The following is a 21680-nucleotide window of genomic DNA, read 5'->3' on the forward strand; positions in this document are numbered from 1 at the left end:
TCGATAACAACAGATTTTATGTTATTGAAATAACTTCTTTTTTTGAATTATCTATGCTGTTTTGGGGGTTCCCACTTTCGTGGGAATGACGTGTTGGGTGTAACAAATTTCAGTGAGTGTAATCCGTCGGTTCTCTGCCTCATAGGTGCCGTTCAAAAGTGGAAGGTCTATTGACTCCTATTTCGTTCATGTAGCAGACCTACCAACTTTTGCACAAAACAGCACCATTACCAATTCCGCTCAATAGTTAATTCCAACCGTAGAATGCAAAAAGCCTTTTTTTGTTTTGACTTTTATATATTGTTTTATAGGCATCGTTTATCAAGATTACACAGTCATTTCCATTTTCTGGGAAATAGACGATGCTAATGGTCACTCTAGCTTTAACCTCATGTCTACAAGCATTGCAGGCTCTTGAATTAATTGGCTGCTTGTTTGTACGTCGTTAATGTAGTTAGATCCGTTGAAATATGAATTGCCCGTCAGCATTCACATGGCGTGAAAACTCACCCGAATAATACAGATAATTTAAGTGTGAAAACGCTTCAGCGATAGCGAAAAACATATTGTGAGGATTGAGTTTGCGTCTAAATAATATCGGCAAGCAGTCCTTAATCGTTTTTCCCTCCCGACAATATTCACGCAAATTATCGAGGTGGGCATGGTGATGCTTTATCAATTCATCTACGCGAGTGTGAAGACCAATGAACGGCTGTTTATGGGAGGGTAAGACCAATGTGTTTGCAGGCAAATCCAAAAACTGCGGCAGAGTACTCAAGTATTGTGCCAATGAGTTTGCGTTTGGTTCTGTACTATAAACACCAATATTTGGCGATATGATAGGTAGCACATGGTCACCTGATATCAGTATTTCTGTTTGTTTGTTAAATAAACAAACATGCTCAGGAGAGTGGCCTCGACCAATGATGACTTGCCATTTTTCATGCCCAATTGAGATAGAGTTTCCGGCTTCTAAGCGTTCATACTTTAATGGTATAGGGCGAATAAACTGCCCCATTCCTTTCCCTTCTTTGCGTGCTTGCTTGGCTTTCGCGACATATTCTGCTGACATCCCGCAACGAACAAGATATTCATCATCTTGCCAATCTGACGCTCCCTGACTGCCAGCCGATAGAGCACGACATACAAAGTATTCTGAGTGGCTCATGAAAAAAGGGGCTCTAAATCTATCTACTAAAAATCCTGCCATACCAATATGATCGGGATGCATATGGGTCACAATCACTTTGGTGATGGGTTTATTGAGCTTATTGAGAATCGTTTCCCATAATGCTTCAACTTTACTTGTACCAATGCCTGTATCGATAAGCGCGTAACCGTTTTCACCATCTTTGATGAGGTACAAATTAATATGATCTAAGTCGAATGGTAATGGCATGCGCAACCACAAGATGCCAGGCGCAACTTCTTGTACGTTGCCTGCGTCTGGTATAGGAACATCGATATATGAGATTGGCATTGCAGCTCCTTAGAATAAATTTTTTGTTGATACCATTAAAAACAATTATCGAAAGTAATACCAAGCATGATTATGAATTATTAAGTATTAGCGATTCGAATACGTAATTAACAGTTAGCAGTTTGCAAAAGCAGTGGAAGAGAGTCGAGATTTTTTATACAAGACCGTTATATAAACAGATCGCACCGGACGCAGCATCGACATCACCGACTAGCCATATTTGTTCAAAAGAGTGGTTTTCTGGAATGACTAGAGACTCATGCATTAGGGCCAATTGCGATGCTTGCCACCCAGGGTGAACGTTGCGAATGACTAACCATACTCGATTACTATCATACGTTTTATGGGATTTATTTTCTAAGATACGATTTAATGCTGCAATTAACCTATCTTGTGTAGATGAAGTCAGTCTTAGTTTAATGAGTTCGTCTCGAGTGTGTTGGTTTAATGATTTACCCAAGATAGACATCGCTTCCTGTTCCGTTCCATATAGGTGGGCAATCTCTAAATCCAATTCACTACCGTTTAATAAACATGACACGTCGGGTTTTGCTGGTAGGTTATGAGAGACGAAAGTGAAACTTGTGGAATATGCTTGCGAATACCAGGCTATAAAAACCTCGGTTGCTTGTTTCTCCCATAATAACTTTTCATCTAAAGGCGGTTCATTAATGTCATTTGTCGGTGGAATGTTCAATTTGACTCGCTAAGTTTGCAAAGTTGGTTAGTTTATCTTTCAGTCTTTGAGAGTATGTAACAAAATTAGTGAGTAAGCCAACATCCGTTCTTTTCCTATCTCTCATTAATTTTAGTAAAGTTTGGTTAGTGTAGTTCAAGCCGTGTTGCAGTTCTTTACCGCTTGCTTTTAAGATATCGTTATTGGCGTCTCTCTCTACATTAGATATCGCGTCAAAGTAGTCTAAGGTTTGGCTGGACAGCTTTCGGGTTAGCACCAATACATCACTTTTCAAGTCAATATATTGCTCTGTCATGACGAGTTTGCCGGTAAATATATCGCTAATTGAATCTTGAATTTGAAATAGGTAGTCGTACTGATTGAACAAATGAATAATTTGCTTTGATTCACTGTCCTTGGTAATAGATATCACCGCATTGGAAAAAAATTGTAGATACTCTTTTCGGATGAAGTTCGTATATTGAAGGCGTTTCTCTGCTGTGTCATACACTCCTTGGTAATTAGTTTCTAAGCTAAGCGTTACCGTATTATAGTTTTCTTGTAAAAACCTAAGCAGAGGTTCCTTTCCTTCTTGTAACTTCGTTTTTACGGTTTTAAAGTCATCATCTGCTTCAAAGACTGGTAAGGGTAAGCGCTCAAAATCCATATTTCCCTCACCCAGTAAATAGTCAACAAATCGGGTAAATGGATTGATCGCAGCAGTAAATATTAGGCTAGCAACAAGGTTGAAAACTAAATGGATATTGGCAAGAGCAATTGCTGGTTGAACGTTGAATGTGGCGAGCTTATGGCCAAAGAGCAGCAGGAATGGAGTGAAAATTATTACACCGCCAATGTTAAATAAGAAATGACTTAGAGCTGCCTTTTTCGCAGCAATGTCCATATTAAACACAGCAATAAATGCAGTCACTGTTGTGCCAATATTAGCTCCCATTATAAGTGGAACGGCATTCTCAAGACCAAGAAGGCCCTGTTGTGTAAATATAATGGCTAAACCAGTTGTTACAGAGCTTGATTGAACTATCGCAGTAAATAAACAGCCAATTAATATGGCGTAAAGTGGGTTTTGTGGTTTCGTTAAAAGTTCGATTAAGTATTCATTTTGTTGCAGCGGTTCAAGAGATGTGGAGATGAGATTGAGTGAGAAGAAAACAAAGCCAAAGTAGAATATTGCCTTTCCAAAAATAGATGCTCTGTTGTGCATGAAGCTTAAAAAGAAGCCGAAGATAATAAAAAATGGCGCAAAGTTAGTTAGCTTGAAAGCAACAAGTTGTGCGGTAATTGTAGTACCTATATTACTACCAAATATTATACCAACACTGTTTTTGAAAGATAAAACGCCAGCGTTTACTAGCCCAATAGTAATAACGGAGGTGGCTGAACTAGATTGAATAACCATAGTGACGACGGCGCCAATGATAACGCCCACAATTGGCAGTCGGGTGGCTTTGGCAAGAGATTTACGAAAGTACTCCCCAGATATGCGTTCGATTTCACGGGAGAAATTTTCTAAACCGAACACGAATAGAATGACGGCGGTAAGCCCTGCCATCAATATCTGTAGTATTTCCATATGCTTATTCACAAGAAGAACATGCGTGAAATAATACGGGCATTAGAAACTTAAATGAATGATGCAAATCAAGCTTTGTAGATAAAACGCTTAACAAAAACTTACACAACAAAAGGCTACTTAACAAAAAGCTGCTTAACAGAAAGCTGCGTAACAGAAAGCCACTTAACATAAGGCACGCATCAAAGGTCAGTGAATGAGAACCACACCAGGAACGCTACAATACGGACTAAGTATAAGTTAGAAAACAAAACTCTACAGCACGATACTTAAATAGAACCTTAGTCCGTCTTCACATTCGCAGCTCGAATAAACTTCGTCATACTTTGGATCAAGGTTCTTAGCTTAGCTGGCTTCAATGGTTTACTGAGATAGTTCACCCCTTGTTCTTTGCATGTCTTAATCAAATCATCACCTCGTTTTGCTGTTACTAAGCAGGCCGGTATCACCATATTTAATTCAGTTCTAATAGCTTCGATAATTTCTAAGCCATCAGGGCCTTTACCGAGTTGGTAGTCAACCAGGGCTATTTGAGGCTCAAACGATTGAGCTACAAGTAAGGCTTGCTCGTAGTCTTTTGCAGTCTCCACTTCGATGCCCCATTTATGCAAAAGGGTTTGCATCGCATCTAAATTTTCTTGCTGGTCATCAACGCATAGAATTCGCAAACCACTGAACACGGATCTTGCCTTTGAAACTACAACTCCAGCTGTCTCAGGCGCCTCATGCAAGTCAAACATAATAGAGAAACAACTGCCTTTACCTTCTTTCGAAACAACTTTTACAGAACATTGTAATTGTTGAGATAGACGTTTCACGACACCTAATCCCAAACCGATGCCTTGCTCGTTGCTGTTCTCAACCCTATAAAAATCACTGAAAATGGCCGCCTGTTGAAGAGCCGGAATGCCAATGCCTGTGTCACGCACTTCAATTAAGACTTTGCTTTTTTGCTTTCTAGCACTGAGCAGTACTTTTCCTGTCTGAGTATATTTAACCGCATTAGACACTAGATTCTGTACAATACGGTAAACATAAGTGCGGTCAGCGCTAATCCATAAATCCTGAATGCGATGATTAAAAACCAAGCCTTTTTCCTTAGCCTTCATACCCATTTCATTGATGATTGGTGTGAGTACCTCGACCACATTTAGCGTCTCGATGAAGGGTTTTAACTCACCTTGGTCAAGGCGTGAAATATCAAGGATCGTGCCGATTAATGCTTCACTGGACACCACGGAATCGTTTAGTTTATTGATAATTTTACTGGTTTCATCATCGAGTTTTGTTTCTTGCAGTGCTGAGAGGTAAAGCTTAGCGGCATTCAGCGGCTGCAGTACGTCATGACTCGCTAGGGCTAAAAAGCGTGACTTACTGGCATTCGCAGTTTCAGCCTCTTGACGAGCTCTAATTAGCTCCTTTTCAGCACCGTTACGGCGTTCAATTTCAAGCCTGAGTTCAGCATTAATTGAATGTACTTCTTCCGTCCTTTTGCGCACACGTTGCTCAAGCGATATATTGGTTTCTTCTAAAGCCTTCTGTATTTCGACATGACCGGTTATGTCATGAAAACTTGTTACAAAGCCGCCACCAGGCAGCGGGTTGCCAATGGTTTCAATCACTCGTCCATCATCTCTTTTACGCGTATATTTATGCGCTTGTCCCGACTTGAGATGATCAAGCCTTTTGCGAACTCGGGTCTCAATTTCGTTGGGAGGAACATTGCTGTGGGCTATGTTGTAACGAATCAGTTCTTCAATAGGCATACCAATAGAAACTAGGTCGGTAGGGAAGTTTAATAGATCAATATAACGTTTATTCCACGCCACTAAATTGAGGTTCTTATCAATGACGCTAATGCCTTGGTCAATGTTTTCAAGAGAAGTCATTAACGCGCTAATATTAAATTCAACCGCCTGCGCATTTTCATCAAAAAAGTTGACTACTTCTGAAATGTCGAGCTTTTTGCCTCGCACCAAGCTGTCAATTAAGGCCTTCGAGCTTGAGGAACCAACAACACCACCAAGCGCTCGCTCACAAAAAGATAAGAAGTCATCACTTACGGCATCATGCATCTTAATTTCAATATCGGCGCTTCTCGCATAGTCTTCAAAGAGTTGTTCACAGCGTTCGGTACCGCTAAATTTCGCAATCAAGGTGTGTAGATCTTCAACTGTGACAGTTAGGGTCTGAGTTGATGTGAAAGAATTATGGGCGTCTGCTGGAGAAACAAAGGCCTCTGCTTGAATACGGTCAATGAGTCGAGAACTTGTAATCATTGAAAATAGGACATATGCAACTATATTTGCAATCAGACTGACGATTGCTGCTTGGCTCAATAGCTCTGACTGTTGTGTACCTTCTCCTATCCCTAAACTCGTCGCATTGAAAATGGGCAGCATCAACCACATCGCCCACATGATAATGCCAGCAATTAAACCTGCATATACACCGTGAGCATGACCCCGCTTCCAATATAAGCCGCCGATAATTGAAGGTAATAAGTGAATCACTAAGGAAAATGCTACGAGACCAATAGAGGATAAACTAGCTTCATTTGTCATTTGCTGTTGATACAAAAAAGCGAGGATGAGGATCAGGAAAATAATTGTGCGTCGCAGCAGCTTAATTCTGCGTGTTCTATTGGTATTCACATTTGAAATACGCTCAAGCACTTTGGGCAATATTACGTCGTTCGTGATCATTGTACTCAAAGTTAATGTTGCCACGATAATCATCGCCGTGGCTGCAGACAAGCCGCCAACGAAAACAATGATTTGCAAAGCAATTGAATCGGACAAAAGTGCAAGACCAAGTACGTAATTGTCCGCCGTTATATCAGAGTCATGGAATATCGCATCACCAGCAGCGGCAATCACGGGAATGGTTAAGGCGATGATCAGTAAGTAGAGTGGAAATACCCAGCGAGCTTGCTTTAGGTGCTCAACATTTAGGTTATCAACGACGGCAACGTGGAATTGTCTGGGTAAGCAGATGACAGCGGCAGCGGCCATTAAGGTCTGCGCCCAAAAAGTGAAAGAGTAGAAGGTAGCAATAGCTTCGTCTGACTTGAACTCTATAAAAATGTCAGTGTTTGGATTTGATTCGTAATACTGGAAAGCAACAATTGCAACTAAAACGAGTGCAAGCAATTTTATGCAGGACTCAAAAGATATGGCGAGCATTAAGCCGCGACGATACTCAGTAACATCGGTCTTTTTAGTACCAAAATACATGGCAAAAATAGCAATAAACAAACTTGCAATAAAAACGACTAAACCCGAATTTTGTTGTTCAGAAATTGATGTGAATAAAGAACCGATGGCTTTAAGTTGCAAAGCGATATAAGGGATAGTTGCTAGTAAGGCAATGATAGTCACGAGCAATGCAACCACTTGGCGTTTACCATACCGAGCACTGATGAAATCAGCAATGGTGCTTATGTGTTGCTTCTTACTTACCAGAAGTAATTTACGAATAAAGCGATAAAACACAAGGTAAACAATAATGGGACCTAGCAAGATAGGCAAATACAACCAATTATCTCGACTAGCTTGACCCACAGCGCCAAAAAATGTCCATGCGGTACAATAAATGCCAAGTGCCAATGAATAGACGAGCGGGTTTGAGGTTATCCATCGCGACGTCGGGGTATTTCGGTCACCCCATTTAGCAATCCAAAATAGTAAGCAAAGATATATAAGTGCAAGTAGCAGCCATCCAAATGACATGTGTTTTCCTAACAATCGTTTAACATTTTGAACTGTATCACATTCTGAGACTGGTCTGCCCCCACTAAGACCATCGTCGCATTTTACCTTTTTTAGCTAACAGATACAGTATGTCCAACACTGTTAATGTAAGGTTTTGCGGTGGTTTCGCTCAAACTTCTATAAGAAATGATAGCGAAGACCACAGCCAGCAAAGGCTTACGTTAGCAAATTGTTAAACAAATACATCTTATTAACTTGCTGAGGAACGCAAAGATGGCTTTTAAAAATGAAGGGGATCAGAAGGCTTACTGGAAAGAGAACTTATCTCTCCTGTTTAAACTTCTCGCAGTTTGGTTCGTCGTCTCGTTTGGCGCCGGTATTATTTTCGTTGAAACCTTAAATCAGATTCAGTTTTTTGGATTTAAACTGGGGTTTTGGTTTGCACAACAGGGTTCAATTTACGTATTCGTAGCTATTATTTTCATCTACATGAAGAAAATGAATGCCTTGGATAAAAAATACGGCGTTGGGGAGGAATAACTGATGAGCGTACAAGTATTAACATTCTTAATTGTCGGAGCATCATTTTTGCTTTACATGGGCATTGCCGTATGGGCACGTGCCGGAAGTACCAACGACTTCTACGTTGCTGGCGGAGGTGTTCATCCCGTATTGAACGGTATGGCAACAGCAGCAGATTGGATGTCAGCTGCATCATTCATCTCAATGGCGGGTTTGGTTTCGTTCATGGGTTATGACGGTGCTGTTTACCTTATGGGTTGGACTGGTGGTTACGTTCTTCTCGCACTTTGTTTAGCACCTTACTTACGTAAGTTCGGTAAATTTACAGTTCCAGATTTTATTGGCGATCGTTATTACTCACAGACAGCAAGAACCGTTGCGGTAATTTGTGCAATTTTTGTATGCTTTACTTACGTTATCGGCCAAATGCGTGGTGTTGGTGTTGTGTTTAGTCGCTTCCTAGAAGTTGAACTTTGGTTAGGTGTTGTGATTGGTATGGGTGTGGTTTTCTTCTACACAGTACTAGGCGGTATGAAAGGCATTACTTACACTCAAGTTGCACAATTCTGCGTGCTTATTTTTGCATACCTCGTACCTGCGGTGTTTATTTCAATTATGTTGACAGGTCACGTGTTACCGCAAACTGGTTTCGGTGCAACTTTAGCCGATGGTTCCGGTATGTTCTTGCTTGAAAAGCTGGATATGTTATCCACCGATTTAGGCTTTAACGAGTACACCTCAAATACCAAATCGTATCTCGATATTTTCTGCATCACTTTCGCTCTAATGGTCGGTACTGCAGGTTTACCACACGTAATCGTTCGCTTCTTCACCGTACCTAAAGTGAGTGATGCGCGTCGCAGTGCAGGTTGGGCTTTGGCTTTTATTGCAATTCTTTATACAACAGCGCCTGCTCTTGCTGCGTTCGCTCGTGTAAATATGATTGAGACAATCAATGGTCCTGAAGGACAAGGTATGTCTTATGCAGAAGCGCCAAGCTGGATTAAAAACTGGGAAAAAACCAATCTAATCGCACATGATGATAAGAATGGTGATGGCCGTATGTTCTACGCTCAAAAAGACGATCCTCGCAGTGAGATGACAATTGACCGTGACATTATGGTATTAGCTAACCCAGAAATCGCAAACCTACCTGCATGGGTGATTGCATTGGTTGCTGCTGGTGGTGTTGCTGCTGCATTGTCAACATCGGCGGGCTTGCTATTGGTTATTTCGACATCGGTTTCCCATGACTTACTCAAACGAAACTTGATGCCCGATATATCCGACAAGAAGGAACTGTTATCTGCGCGAATTGCAGCGGGGGTAGCTATATTAATAGCAGGCTACTTTGGCATTAATCCGCCGGACTTTGTGGCCGCGATAGTCGCCTTCGCCTTCGGTCTTGCTGCATCTAGTTTCTTCCCAGTGATTATTATGGGTATATTCAGCAAACGTATGAATGACAAAGGTGCAATTTCGGGCATGATTACAGGTATTGTTTTCACTGCGGCTTACATTATTTACTTTAAATTTGTTAGTCCAGAAATGAACAAACCTGAAAATTGGTTCTTTGGTATTTCACCTGAAGGTATCGGTACTATTGGTATGGTAATTAACTTTATCGTTGCCTACGTGGTATTTAAATTTACAGAAGAAGCGCCACAAGAAATTCAAGAACTGGTAGAAAGCATTCGATTCCCTAAAGGGGCTGGTGCAGCGCAAGCTCACTAATCAGATGTTCAAAGCAAAAGCCCAGCACTGCTGGGCTTTTTTGTGAGAACAATGTTATTCACGCAGTCGTATCAATTTACTTAAAATAAAAAGCTTTTTTAAACGCGCTTATATCAATACTTTTATTGCAATGCTGGCTTCTCAATATTGCATTGATACTTATCAATGTTTCATATTGTGGTAAGCGCATAATCAAACTAAGAACGACAATAATATTGAGTCAATAGTAAGTGCTTAATAAACGGAGAAAGCTATGACAGCTGTACCCCAGCAGGTAACAGATTTTTTACGCCAATCAGGGCCTTTTGACTCGCTTGATAGCGAGCAAATTAATGATATTGCTAGGCATTCTCACATCATTTATTTGGCAGCAGAAAATCAAGATGAGATGCTTACTTCGCATAAGAATTCCTTATTTTTGATCCAAAGCGGGCAGTTTTCTGTCAAAGATTGTGATGGCGCGCTTAAGCATCTAAGTGATGGTGACTATTTTGGCTATGCCGCGTTGCTCGATAAGGTCACTTATAAGCTAGATGTTACCGTTGATAGCCCCGGCCTTGTATTATGTATGCCAAAGGAATGGTTCGATAAGGCTATGTCGCACCCTAAAATCAGCCAGTTTTTTAACGCAGCGAAAGATGACGTTTTGCAACATGACGCAGTGACAGATTCAAATTCTATGTGGCTACATAAACCACTTTACGAAGTGACGGATACCATGCCTATTACCGTAGCTCAGACAGATTCCATACAAAGTGCTGGCGCGCTAATGAGTGAAAAGCGAATATCGTCCGTTCTCATTATTGAAGAGAATGAGTTGATTGGCATTGTGACGGATCGTGACCTGCGTAATCGAGTTGTTGCAGTTGGTAAAGATATGCAATTGCCAGTTAATCAAATTATGACTAAAAAACCTGCGTATTTGACTAAGAATAAAACCTTGTTCGACGCCGTTAGTTTGATGAATGAGAAATCTATTAATCATTTGCCAGTGCTTGATGAAATCACGAATGCGCCGGTAGGCATGATTACAGCAACTGATATATTCAAGCAACAACGCAATAATGTGTTGTTTGTTATTAGTGATATTTCTAAAGCGAATAACTTGTATGAACTTACGCGTTGCTCATGGCAGCTTCCTCATTATTTTGCTTCCAGCGCCAAGCGTCCAGGTGATTTTGATATCGTTGGGAAAGTGCTGTCTCAAGCTACAGACGTCATGACGCGTAAGCTGATTACCTTCTTTCAGCAACAGCACGGGCAGGCACCAATGCCTTATTGTTGGTTGGTTTATGGCTCTCAAGCCAGAGAAGATCAAACAATGGGTTCTGATCAGGATAATGCTTTGTTGTTGGCTGAAGAGCCTAATAATGAGCAAGCTAGCTATTTCAAAGAGATGGCAGAATATGTGTGTTCAGGTTTAGGAAAATGCGGAATTAAATTGTGTGATGGCAATATTATGGCATCCAACCCAAAACTCAGGATGTCGCTAAACGCTGCAATAGAGCAGTCTAAGTCTTGGGTTCGTCAACCCACACCTGAGGCAATGTTGTCTTTTAACATTTTTTTGGATGCTCGTGCCGCGGCAGGTGATTCGACGCTTTTCGTGCGTTTACAGAATGAACGCAAAACTCTTTTTCAACAAAGCCTATTTTTAGCGGCATTAGCACGACAAGCAAATGAAGGCTCGGTCCCGCTTTCAATGTTCCAAAAATTCGTTTTTGCCAAAGATCAGAAAGTGAAAGACAGCATTGATTTAAAGCATACGGCAATTGCTATTATTAATAATTTAGTGCGCATTCATGCGCTGGCTAATGCGATTACAATACCTTCTACGGTAGGGCGCTTAAATGCCTTGCCGACTAATTGCGGGGTTTCAACTGAGGACATTAAGAACTTGAGAGACATATGGTTGTTCTTAAATCGCTTAAGATGGCGTCATCAACTCAACAATAAGGTACAAGATAATTTTATTCGAGTGAGTGATTTATCATCGATAGAAAAGCATCAATTAAAAGCCGCATTTCAGGCAATACATCGTGCGCAGCAGGCCGCAGTGCTCAAATACTCAGGTGGTATTGGCTAATGGCTTCACTCTTCTCTAAGCTTCTAAAGCGCTCAAGCCCACTCCCACAAAAGTGGAAAACAGTCGCGATCAAAGACACACCTATTTTGTCCATCGATTTGGAGCTAACCTGCTTAGACACCAAAGTCGCAAAAATAACCTCAATCGCCTGGGTGACAGGTCAAAGTCAAAGTATCGATTTGAGTTCAGCTTACTATTCGGTAATTCGAGCCGCAGGTGATTTACAACAAAGCCCTGTCATACATGGCTTGACAGCAAGAGACCTACTTGCAGGAGGGCATATTCGAGATGCAGTGGTTCAATTGCAGGCTTACGCAAGTTCACATGTTTGGCTTCTGCACAACGCAAGCTTGGATATGCAAGTATTGGACAGAGTAGCTAAGAATTTAGGTTTAGCCGCAATGCAAATTGCCACAATAGATACCATGCTTCTCGAATTGTACTTTCTGAATAAGTCACATACCGTGGTTAAGCAAGATGCAGTCACACTTGAGAATTGCCGCGCACGTTATGGCTTACCTGAAGCGCCCAATCACAATGCACTAGATGATGCGCTGGCTACACTAGGCTTAGGCTTTGCGCAGTGGTATAAATTCGACAAGCAATTCACCGCACCATTAGCTGACTTACTGCACACTAAAGCAGTAAAAATTTACACTATCGGCGGCGATTAGCTCCATTCTGTTTATGCTTCATGAATAAAAAATGCACTTCTATGCTCTTTTCTGGTCTAATATTAGCTTAAGAGAATTCATTAAAGGTTAGCTTTATGAGTGTTATCTTTCATTTCAAACGCATCTTCATTCTCACTTTAGCTATTGCTTTGTTTTGTACAGGTTGTGTTTCATCAAAACAAAATAGTGTCAATTTAGTACCAGCTAAACAGCTATTGAACGATGCCGCGTTTACTCAATTCGACAGTTATGCAATTGAGCGGCCCGCAGATATCTTTTTCTTAGATGAAGATGCGTTAGCTTTTATCGCTGAATCGACGACAGGCCTGCAATCAGACGAAGAGCGAATAGCAAGGTTGATCCATCGTATTTTTGCTCGCTCAGAGCTTGACTTAATTTATGAAGCCTCTGCAAATACTGTCGCAAGTGAAACCTTCAAGAATGCCTCAGCCAACTGTTTATCATTGTCTATAATGACCTATGCAATGGCGAAGCAAGCAGGCTTTAGAACTGATTTTCAAATTGTCGATATACCTGAATACTGGACCAGACGAGCAGGGTATTCGTTGCTAAATGGGCATATCAATTTACGAATTCAAGCTAAGATCCGCAATACAGTAAAAACCTTTTACGAAGATAGTTTTGTGGTTGATTTCGACCCACCCTCGCGATCCAACCGTCTCTCAACAAGCTACGTGAGCGAGCAAACTGTATTGGCAATGTTTTATAACAATAAAGGCGCTGACGCTTTGCTGAAGCAAAATGATGAACTGGCCTATGCTTATCTGCGCGAGGCTGTTTTAGCTGATGACAGTTATGCTGGCGCATGGGTGAACCTCGGTTTGCTTTATCGCAAGAAAGGGCTAACTGACTTGGCAATGAGATCATACAAAAGAGCCATCAACTTAGATGATGACTATAGTACGGCGTGGGAAAACTTAGCTGTTTTATATCAACAATTAGGCGATGTTAAAGCCGCTTCTGAGATCAATGCTAGGTTAGAAGCGAAGCGCAATAGCAATCCTTTTTATCACCAAATGTTAGCTGAAATAGACCGAGATGAAGGTCGTTTAGATAACAGTATTTTACATTACGAAAAAGCGATAAAGCTAAACGACAAACAACATCAATTGTACTATGGGCTAGCAGCTGTGTATTTTCAGAAAGGGGATCTAGCCTCTTCCCAACGTTTCTTAAAACTAGCAAAAAGAAAGGCCGGGAAAAGCAGAGCTGCTGATATTTATCTAGGCAAGTTAAGTGCACTTTCTAGTTATATTTCGTCAACAGAGCACAACTAACTGGTGGGAGAATGCTCTATTCAGTGAGGTTAGGCATTATAGCTTGGCGTCAGGCATTAGACCTTGGCATTGAACAAAAAAAATCAGCTATGAAGCTGATTTTTTTATTCGGACACCGCACTTATCATGCTTCGTTATCTACTGGTGCTAAATAACACCTAGTTCTTTTAAACGCTCGGTCAGATAACTACCAGCAGTGTGACGTTCTGATAACTTCACATCTGGACGTGGGTGCAAAAACAGCGGTAAGGAAATACGAGATTTCGTTACGTCAGTGCCTTCTGGATTAATCACGCGATGCGTTGTAGACGGGAAGTGATGCCCAGAGGCTTCCTGCAACATATCACCTATATTGACAATAAGATTTCCAAAATCACAAGGTACATCTAACCAAGTGCCATCTTTTGCTTTTACTTGTAAACCAGGCTCATTCGCCGCTGGTAATATCGTAATCAAGTTAATGTCTTCATGAGCTGCAGCACGAATTGCGTCTACTTCTTCGTCACCTGCTAATGGCGGGTAATGCAGAACCCTCAAAAGTGTTTGATCACTGCCATCTATCATGTCACACAATGGCATACTGTAATGTTTGCTAATTTCTTCTGGCGATTCCTGCTCGATCCAATCCAACAGCTCAGCAGCAAGGGCTGACGTATTCTTGTAATACTCACTTAGCTCGTCTTTAAGTTCAGCCGGGCATTGGCCCCATGGATAATAGTGAAAGTACTCTTTGATATCTTTCTTCTTAAATCCTTTCGCTACTTCAGAAACGCTTTGTGGAAAGAAACCGTCTTGCTTATTTTTATTGTATAAAAACGAATGCTTCTCTTCGCTGTCGAAGAACGTTTGCCAGTTCGCATAAATGCTCGCAACACTTGACTGCTGAATAGGGTGATTCTTTAAAACACCAAAGCCTGTTTGGCGTAATGATTCAACAAACTTTTGCTTCGCATCGGGTGCTGTAAAATCAACTGCTTCTAATTTCATATCTTTGTAAACCTTTGTATGTCTGTACTACAAACTGAGTGAGATAAATATGCCAGCTAATGCGGCGCTCATTAAGTTTGCTAATGTTGCTGCAAAAACAGCTTTTAAACCTAGTTGTGCAATTTCTTTTCTTCTTGTTGGCGCAAGTGCACCGATGCCACCCATCAAAATTGCAATGGAAGAAAGGTTGGCAAAACCACATAGAGCAAAAGTGACTATCGCTTGCGTGATAGGCGATAACTCAGCGCTATATTTTATAAAATCTAAATAGGCCACGAATTCGTTCACAACCACTTTTTGGCCAATGAAGCTGCCCGCTAGGTTCGCTTCATTCCAAGGAACACCAACCAACCATGCTATGGGTTGAAACACATAACCCAAAATCAGCTGAATGGATAATTCTTCGGCACCAAAAACAGCACCGATGCCACCTAACATACCGTTCAATAATGCAATAAGTGCAATAAACGCTAGCAACATTGCACCGACGTTAACTGCTAGCTTTAAACCTGCAGTCGCGCCGCTTGCAGCAGCATCCAATACGTTGGCATACTCTTCATTATCTTCTTTCACTTCAGTTAAGGTGTCATGCGGTTTATTGGTTTCAGGCTCTAGCATTTTGGCCATGAGCAAACCACCTGGTGCAGCCATAAAGCTTGCCGCTAACAAGTACTTTAGCTCAACTCCCAAACCTGCATAGCCTGCCATGATAGAGCCAGCAATCGAAGCTAAACCACCTACCATAACTGCAAATAATTCCGAGCGCGTCATGGTTGGTAAAAAGGGTTTTATAATCAGTGGTGCTTCAGTTTGGCCAACAAATATATTCGCTGCAGCGGACATTGATTCTGGTCTACTCGTACCCAGCAGTTTTTGTAGCGTGCCCCCAATTATTCTTATTACATATGACATGATGCCAAGGTGATAAAGCACTGCAATTAAGGCAGAAAAGAAAATGATCACTGGCAAAACGTTTATCGCAAAAATAAAACCAAGTGACTCGTTGCCGAGCAAACCACCAAATAGGAATCGAATTCCGTCTTCACTATAAGAGATGATATTGGCTACGTACAAGGTCAGATTATTAAGAAATCTAATCCCCCATTCTGAGTACAAAATGAACCCACCCAGCAAAGCCTGAATTGCAAAAGCGCCACCAACTGTGCGCCAATTAATGCTTTTCCTTGCCGAAGAGAACAAAAAAGCGGTGCCTAAAAGAAAGGCGATCCCTAATAATCCTGTCATTTGATTTTCACTTATTTTATATTTTTATAATTATTTTTTTAAGTATTAAACAAAGCGTCTCTATTGGGCATTGTTTGATGTCAATTTTTAGAGTGCTACATTCGATTGCTTGATGACAATGCTAAATAAGTACTTAGAATACTAGCAAACAGCGTATTTTGCTCTTTTTTTACAAACTTGTCGATTTTCCTTCCAACAAATACGAACAAACTACATCTACCGCCAAGTGGTTTTCACCACCATGAGGCACAATTAAGTCTGCAAATGTCTTACTCGGCTCAATAAACTTATGATACATCGGTTTAACAGTTTCTTCATATTGTTTGGCAACTGAACTGATGGAACGACCGCGTTCTTGTGTGTCACGCAACATTCTGCGCATTAAACATACATCAAGCGGAGTGTCGACAAAGACTTTAATATCGAACTGGTCAAACAATTGAATCTGCGTCAATAACATAATCCCTTCAAGGATGATGATTGGGGCAGGGTGAGTGACTTCAAATTCGGGAAGTCGTGTGTGAGTTACGTAACAGTAGCTCGGATATTCGACACTTTTGCCTGCATTTAAGTCTTGTAATTGCTGATTGAGCAAATCGTGTTCAAATGCATCGGGGTGATCATAATTAGTGTTGACACGTTCTTCCATTTCAATATGGTCTTGTGCTTTGTAGTAATGATCTTCTTGAAGTACTAACACTTCACGTTGATGCTGGCGTAACTTAAGGGCCAAGTTTTGCGTGAAAAGTGATTTACCAGAACCTGAAGCGCCTGATATAGCAAGGATGATTGGTTTTTGCATGAATCTTGTTCGAGCCAGTGATGATAGTCCCTATACAATACCCTTTCAGCGCATCGCAATCAATTTAAGCTTACATAATTGACCGTTTTTCATGAAGTTGTTAAGTAAATGCAACTAACTGTCATAAAAATGGCGAAATTTTGTAGAAATGGTTTATAATACGCGCGCAAATAAAAATTTTTGGCTTAAGTGGGTGGTTTTTTAGTGAAAATGCGTCAAAGAACGCAGTGTTTCATAAAACTGAAACACAACACGACGACAATCGCTACGCACAAAAATACTCAACTAAACTAACATAGGGATTAAAATATGTTTGCTAAGATGAAATTGAATCGCATTGCAATGGCAGTTGCGATTTCAGTTGGCTTATCGACAGCTGCAATGGCACAAGAAACTTCTTCAGCGATACGTGGAACCGTAGCGACTGAAGCTGGTGAAATTGTATCAGGTGCAGTAGTTACATTAATTGATACACGTACTGGTTCAGCAAGACAGCTTGAAACAAGCGCTAACGGTAGCTTCACTGCTCGTGGTTTGCGTGTTGGTGGTCCATACACTCTAATCGTTGAAGACGCTCAAGGTTCAAGAACTATTGAAGACGTTTACATTAATTTGGGTGAAGCTGCTAACTTAACGATTAGCTTAGTACCTGCATCTGCAGTGGAAAGAATCGTTGTAACTGGTTCAGCGAGTGGCATGCTAACTGAAACAGTAGGCCCATCTTCAAACTATGGTTTTGATGATCTACAAACGCAACCGTCTGTAGACCGTGATATCAAAGATATCATCCAAAACGATCCAAGAATCACTATTGATTCTACAAACTCAAACGCAATTCAGTGTGCTGGTGGTAATAACCGCGGTAACAGCATCACAGTAGACGGTGTTCAACAAAACGATAACTTCGGTTTGAACGGTAACGGCTACCCAACTGAGCGTTTACCATTCCCATTCGACGCAATTGATCAAGTAGACGTTCAATTAGCGCCATACGATGTAACATACGGTGGTTTCACTGGTTGTAACATCAACGCAGTATTGCGTTCAGGTACTAACGACATTTATGGTTCTGTTTTCTTAGATTACACTAACGAAGATATGCAGGGCGATTCAATTGAAGGCGAAGAATTTGAAGTAGCTCCATTTGATGAGATGCGTTACGGCTTTACAGTTGGCGCACCAATCATCAAAGATACCTTGTTTATCTTTGCTGCATTCGAAAAACACGAACCAACAAGACTGTTCAACAACGGTCCTGAAGGTGCTGGTTTTGCGTCTCCAATCAGTGGTTTGACACTTGCCAACCTTGAAGAAGTTCGTCAAATCTCAAGAGATGTTTACGGTTACGAAGTTGGTCAAGTATTAACTTCTGCTGATGAAGCGGAAGAGAAAGTACTAATCAAGTTAGATTGGGAAATAAACGATGATCACCGTGCAGCTTTGACTTACCAGAACACTGATGGTAACTCAATTAGTTCAACTGGTGCAGGTTCAAGTAGCTATGCATTCAATGACCGTTACTATGAAAGAGCAAATGAACTTACAACACTAGTTGGTTCAATTTATTCATACTGGTCGAACGATTTCACCACTGAAATTCGTTTAGCAAAATCTGAAGTTAAAAACGGCCAAAAGCCATTCACTTCAAATGCAAGCTTCGGCGACGTTAGAATTCAAGATGCTTTTGGTGGTACTGACATTTACTTAGGTGCTGACCAATTCCGTCAAGCTAACGTACTAAATTACGAAACAACTAACGCTAAGTTTGCTGGTACATATGTACTTGACGATCACGAAATTACAGCTGGTTTTGAATGGCAAGCAACTGACGTGTTCAACTTGTTTGTTCCAGGCAGCCAAGGTGTTTTCCTTTTCGATGGTTTAGAAAATTTCAGAAACCAACTAGCTGAAGAAATTGAATATAAAATTCCTGGTTCTTTAGATCCAAATGACGGTGCTGCGGCGTTTACATTTAAAAATACTACTTTGTATGTTCAAGACCGTTACAATATGACCGATGACCTTACGGTAACTTTCGGTCTGCGTTGGGATACGTGGACTTCAGGCAATACGCCAGTAGCTAACCCTAACTTTGAAGAGCGTTATGGCTTTACAAATGCGGTTGCTCCGGATATGAACTTGCTTCAGCCACGTTTAGGTTTCAACTATAACCTAGACTCAGATACATTTGTTTATGGTGGTGCTGGCTTGTTTGCTGGTGGTAACCCTAACGTTTGGTTGTCTAACAACTACTCAAACAATGGTGTATCAATTCTTGCTTCATCTATCGAACGTGATGGTGCTAATGCAGAAGAGCTTGCTGCTCTTGACGGTTCAAACACAGCTAACTTTATTACTGAAGTACCAGCATTAAGTGTTGCGAATCTTTCTGGTGGTGACGGTGCGGTTAACGCATTAGACAAGGACTTCGATGTTCCTGCTATCTGGAAATATAACTTAGGTACTCAGCATACATTGGATAACGGCGTTCTTCTTGGTTTAGATATCATCTACTCTAAGTATAAAGACAGCGCTAAAACAATTGCCTTGAACGCTGTTAGTGCTGGAACGGCTCCAGACGGTCGTCCCATCTATACAGACTTCGATAAGTTAGACGCTGATTGTGCAACTGGTGGTAATATTAATCGTTGTGGACGTTCAACAACAGATTACTTCCTAACTAATGCTGACGAGCACGGTGATGCGACTGTTATCTCTACCTTCGCTACTAAGCGTTGGGACATGGGTATCAAAGCAACAGTTTCTTATGCTTTCCAAAACATCAACGACGGTAGCCCAATGAACAGCTCAACAGCTAGTTCTAACTACGGTAACTTGTCAGTTGTTGATTTGGCTGAACCAGGTATTGCTACAAGTAACTACGAAACTAAGCACAGATTCACATTGAACTTGGGCTACACTACGCAGATATTTGACGGTTTAGATACTCGTTTCAACATCTTTGCACAGCGTCAGAAAGGTAGAGCTTACAGCTATACTTTTGATGGTGACCCAGGTTTTGGTGATGAAAGATTCTTTGAAGACCGTAACTTGTTGTATGTACCTTTAGAAAACGATCCAATCGTTAACTATTCAAGCCCTGAAGTACAAGCTGAAATCAATAACTTCATTGAAGAAGCTGGCTTAGAAGGCGCTCGTGGTACAATCCTTGACCGTAACTCTGAAAACAGTGATTGGTGGTCTCGCGTTGATTTACGTGTATCTCAAGAATTACCTGGCTTTATGGATGGTCACACAGGTGAAGTTTACTTCGCACTACGTAACCTTGGTAACTTCTTGAATGATGATTGGGGCGTATTACGTCAGGTTTCTTTCGAGTATAACCAGCCAGTAATCGATGCTCGTATTAACGACGACGGTACATATACGTACACTAACTTTGATGGCGTTCGTGATCAGTCGATCTTTACGAACTCTTCAACTTGGTCTATGCGTGTAGGTTTCAAATACAAGTTCTAATATGAACCTTGTTTAGCAGTGTTTCGAAAGTTGCACTGCTGTCTCTTTAAGAGGCAATTGAAACAAATAAAAAACCCTAGAGATGAAAGTCTTCTAGGGTTTTTTGTATCTGCTGCTTTTTGTTTCTCATGCGTTTTGGCCGGACGTTAGTCACGCGCTTTGCACGTGACTCAGTTGGCTTATGACAAGCGTGCTTTAAACTCATCGTAAGTAAACTCTTTGATTAAATCAAAGTGTCCATCTTTGCGTAAAATACCAATAGCAGGGTGCTCAACGCCATTGAAGAAGGTAGTTTTTACCATTGTGTAATGCAGCATGTCTTCGAATACGAGTCGTTCACCGGGCTTCACTTCATGATCGAAGCTGTATTCTTCAATAACATCTCCTGCTAAACAGGAATTACCACCAATTCTATAGGTAAAGGCTTTTTCGTTTGGCATACCGGCATCTGTAATTTTTGGACGATAAGGCATTTCCAATACGTCAGGCATGTGCGCAGTTGCGCTTATATCGAGTATTAGGATCTTCTGCTCGTTCTCGACAATATCAACAACTTCTGCAACTAGTGGACCTGCTTGCCAAGCAACCGCTGAGCCGGGTTCCATTATAATGCGAAGATTCGGATATTTTGCTTTGAAGGTTTTAAGTGCACTGATTAAATGCTCTACATCGTAACCTTCTTTGGTCATTAGGTGACCACCACCTAAATTTAACCAATTTAGCTTGGGTAGGTACTCAGAAAACTTTTCGTCTATTGCATGCAATGTGCGCTCGGTCGCAAAGGAATCACATTCGCATAAGTTGTGAACGTGAAAACCGTCGATACCAGTCAAATCTTGACCTTCTAATTGCGAAGCCAAAATACCAAGGCGTGATCCTGGAGCACATGGGTCATAAAGTGGCGTGTCGGCTTCTTGATTCTCTGGATTAACGCGCAAGCCAGCAGAAACTGAGCTTTGCATTACCTGCTCTTTAAATTGATTCCACTGGTTCATGCTATTAAAAGATAAGTGGTGCACCAAGCCTAGGAGTTGGTCCATATCTTTCTGTTTATACGCTGGTGAATAGCAATGCACCTCACCACCCATTTCGTAGTTTGCTAATTTAGCTTCCCATACAGCACTTGCAGTAGCGCCTTTCAAATACTGTTTAACTAAGGGAAACGTTGACCACATTGAAAACCCTTTAAGGGCCAAAATAATATCAACACCGGCTTCTTCTTGAACACGCTGCATTAACTGCAAGTTCTGTTCAAGTTTGGCTTCGTCGCAAACATAACAAGGTGAAGGTATATCGTCTCTTAAAAACTTATTAGCCATTGTGGTGGTATCCTCGGTTTGGCTTTAGAGGGGGCGCAGTGGTTGGTGGTGGAGGTTTTCCTCCCCAGAT

Annotated in this window: 14 protein-coding genes; 6 read left to right on the forward strand and 8 right to left on the reverse strand. The window is 41.2% G+C overall.

Features of this window, described 5'->3' with window-relative positions; all coding sequences use genetic code 11:
• Positions 1-454: 454 nt before the first annotated feature.
• The 4 genes from ACKLNX_RS03005 to ACKLNX_RS03020 form a co-directional block, all read right to left on the reverse strand.
• On the reverse strand, positions 455-1480 hold the full coding sequence (locus ACKLNX_RS03005; RefSeq protein ID WP_412971165.1) for an MBL fold metallo-hydrolase: 1026 nt from the start codon (positions 1478-1480) through the stop codon (positions 455-457).
• A 154-nt stretch (positions 1481-1634) separates the two neighbouring features.
• Positions 1635-2177, reverse strand: a complete 543-nt coding sequence (locus ACKLNX_RS03010; protein ID WP_412971166.1) for a hypothetical protein — start codon at positions 2175-2177, stop codon at positions 1635-1637.
• The gene (locus ACKLNX_RS03015) at positions 2155-3750 is read right to left on the reverse strand and encodes a Na/Pi cotransporter family protein (RefSeq protein ID WP_412971167.1); all 1596 of its coding nucleotides are present in this window, start codon (positions 3748-3750) and stop codon (positions 2155-2157) included. Before ACKLNX_RS03015 ends, ACKLNX_RS03010 begins: the two co-directional genes overlap by 23 nt.
• 281 nt (positions 3751-4031) lie before the next feature.
• A complete protein-coding gene (locus tag ACKLNX_RS03020) occupies positions 4032-7481 on the reverse strand; it encodes a PAS-domain containing protein (RefSeq protein ID WP_412971168.1) in 3450 nt (1149 codons plus the stop codon).
• A 255-nt stretch (positions 7482-7736) separates the two neighbouring features.
• On the opposite strand from ACKLNX_RS03020, the gene ACKLNX_RS03025 reads away from it, so the two are divergent.
• From ACKLNX_RS03025 to ACKLNX_RS03045, 5 genes are all read left to right on the forward strand, one after another.
• Positions 7737-8003 carry a DUF4212 domain-containing protein gene (locus tag ACKLNX_RS03025; RefSeq protein WP_411693224.1) on the forward strand — a complete coding sequence of 89 codons (267 nt, stop codon included), beginning with the start codon at positions 7737-7739 and terminating at the stop codon, positions 8001-8003.
• Between the two features lie 3 nt (positions 8004-8006).
• A complete protein-coding gene (locus ACKLNX_RS03030) occupies positions 8007-9719 on the forward strand; it encodes a sodium:solute symporter family protein (protein ID WP_411693223.1) in 1713 nt (570 codons plus the stop codon).
• Positions 9720-9972: 253 nt separating this feature from the next.
• A complete protein-coding gene (locus ACKLNX_RS03035; protein ID WP_412971169.1) occupies positions 9973-11805 on the forward strand; it encodes a DUF294 nucleotidyltransferase-like domain-containing protein in 1833 nt (610 codons plus the stop codon).
• The gene (locus ACKLNX_RS03040; protein ID WP_412971170.1) at positions 11805-12479 is read left to right on the forward strand and encodes a 3'-5' exonuclease; all 675 of its coding nucleotides are present in this window, start codon (positions 11805-11807) and stop codon (positions 12477-12479) included. The genes ACKLNX_RS03035 and ACKLNX_RS03040 overlap by 1 nt, the downstream gene beginning before the upstream one ends.
• Before the next feature lie 95 nt (positions 12480-12574).
• Positions 12575-13777, forward strand: a complete 1203-nt coding sequence (locus ACKLNX_RS03045; RefSeq protein WP_412971171.1) for a tetratricopeptide repeat protein — start codon at positions 12575-12577, stop codon at positions 13775-13777.
• A 147-nt stretch (positions 13778-13924) separates the two neighbouring features.
• On the opposite strand, the gene ACKLNX_RS03050 is transcribed toward ACKLNX_RS03045, so the two are convergent.
• The 3 genes from ACKLNX_RS03050 to udk form a co-directional block, all read right to left on the reverse strand.
• Positions 13925-14764, reverse strand: a complete 840-nt coding sequence (locus tag ACKLNX_RS03050; protein ID WP_411693219.1) for a 2OG-Fe(II) oxygenase family protein — start codon at positions 14762-14764, stop codon at positions 13925-13927.
• Between the two features lie 27 nt (positions 14765-14791).
• Complete coding sequence (locus ACKLNX_RS03055; RefSeq protein ID WP_412971172.1) at positions 14792-16009, reverse strand: NupC/NupG family nucleoside CNT transporter; 1218 nt, start codon at positions 16007-16009, stop codon at positions 14792-14794.
• A gap of 169 nt (positions 16010-16178) precedes the next feature.
• Positions 16179-16811 carry a uridine kinase gene (udk, locus tag ACKLNX_RS03060; protein ID WP_411693217.1) on the reverse strand — a complete coding sequence of 211 codons (633 nt, stop codon included), beginning with the start codon at positions 16809-16811 and terminating at the stop codon, positions 16179-16181.
• A gap of 309 nt (positions 16812-17120) precedes the next feature.
• Here udk and ACKLNX_RS03065 point away from each other — a divergent pair, with 309 nt between their 5' ends.
• Positions 17121-20291, forward strand: a complete 3171-nt coding sequence (locus ACKLNX_RS03065; RefSeq protein WP_412971173.1) for a carboxypeptidase regulatory-like domain-containing protein — start codon at positions 17121-17123, stop codon at positions 20289-20291.
• Between the two features lie 179 nt (positions 20292-20470).
• On the opposite strand, the gene nspC is transcribed toward ACKLNX_RS03065, so the two are convergent.
• Complete coding sequence (gene nspC, locus ACKLNX_RS03070; RefSeq protein ID WP_412971174.1) at positions 20471-21610, reverse strand: carboxynorspermidine decarboxylase; 1140 nt, start codon at positions 21608-21610, stop codon at positions 20471-20473.
• Positions 21611-21680 lie beyond the last annotated feature (70 nt).

The sequence above is a fragment of the Glaciecola sp. MF2-115 genome (assembly GCF_047250385.1).
GTDB lineage: Bacteria > Pseudomonadota > Gammaproteobacteria > Enterobacterales > Alteromonadaceae > Glaciecola.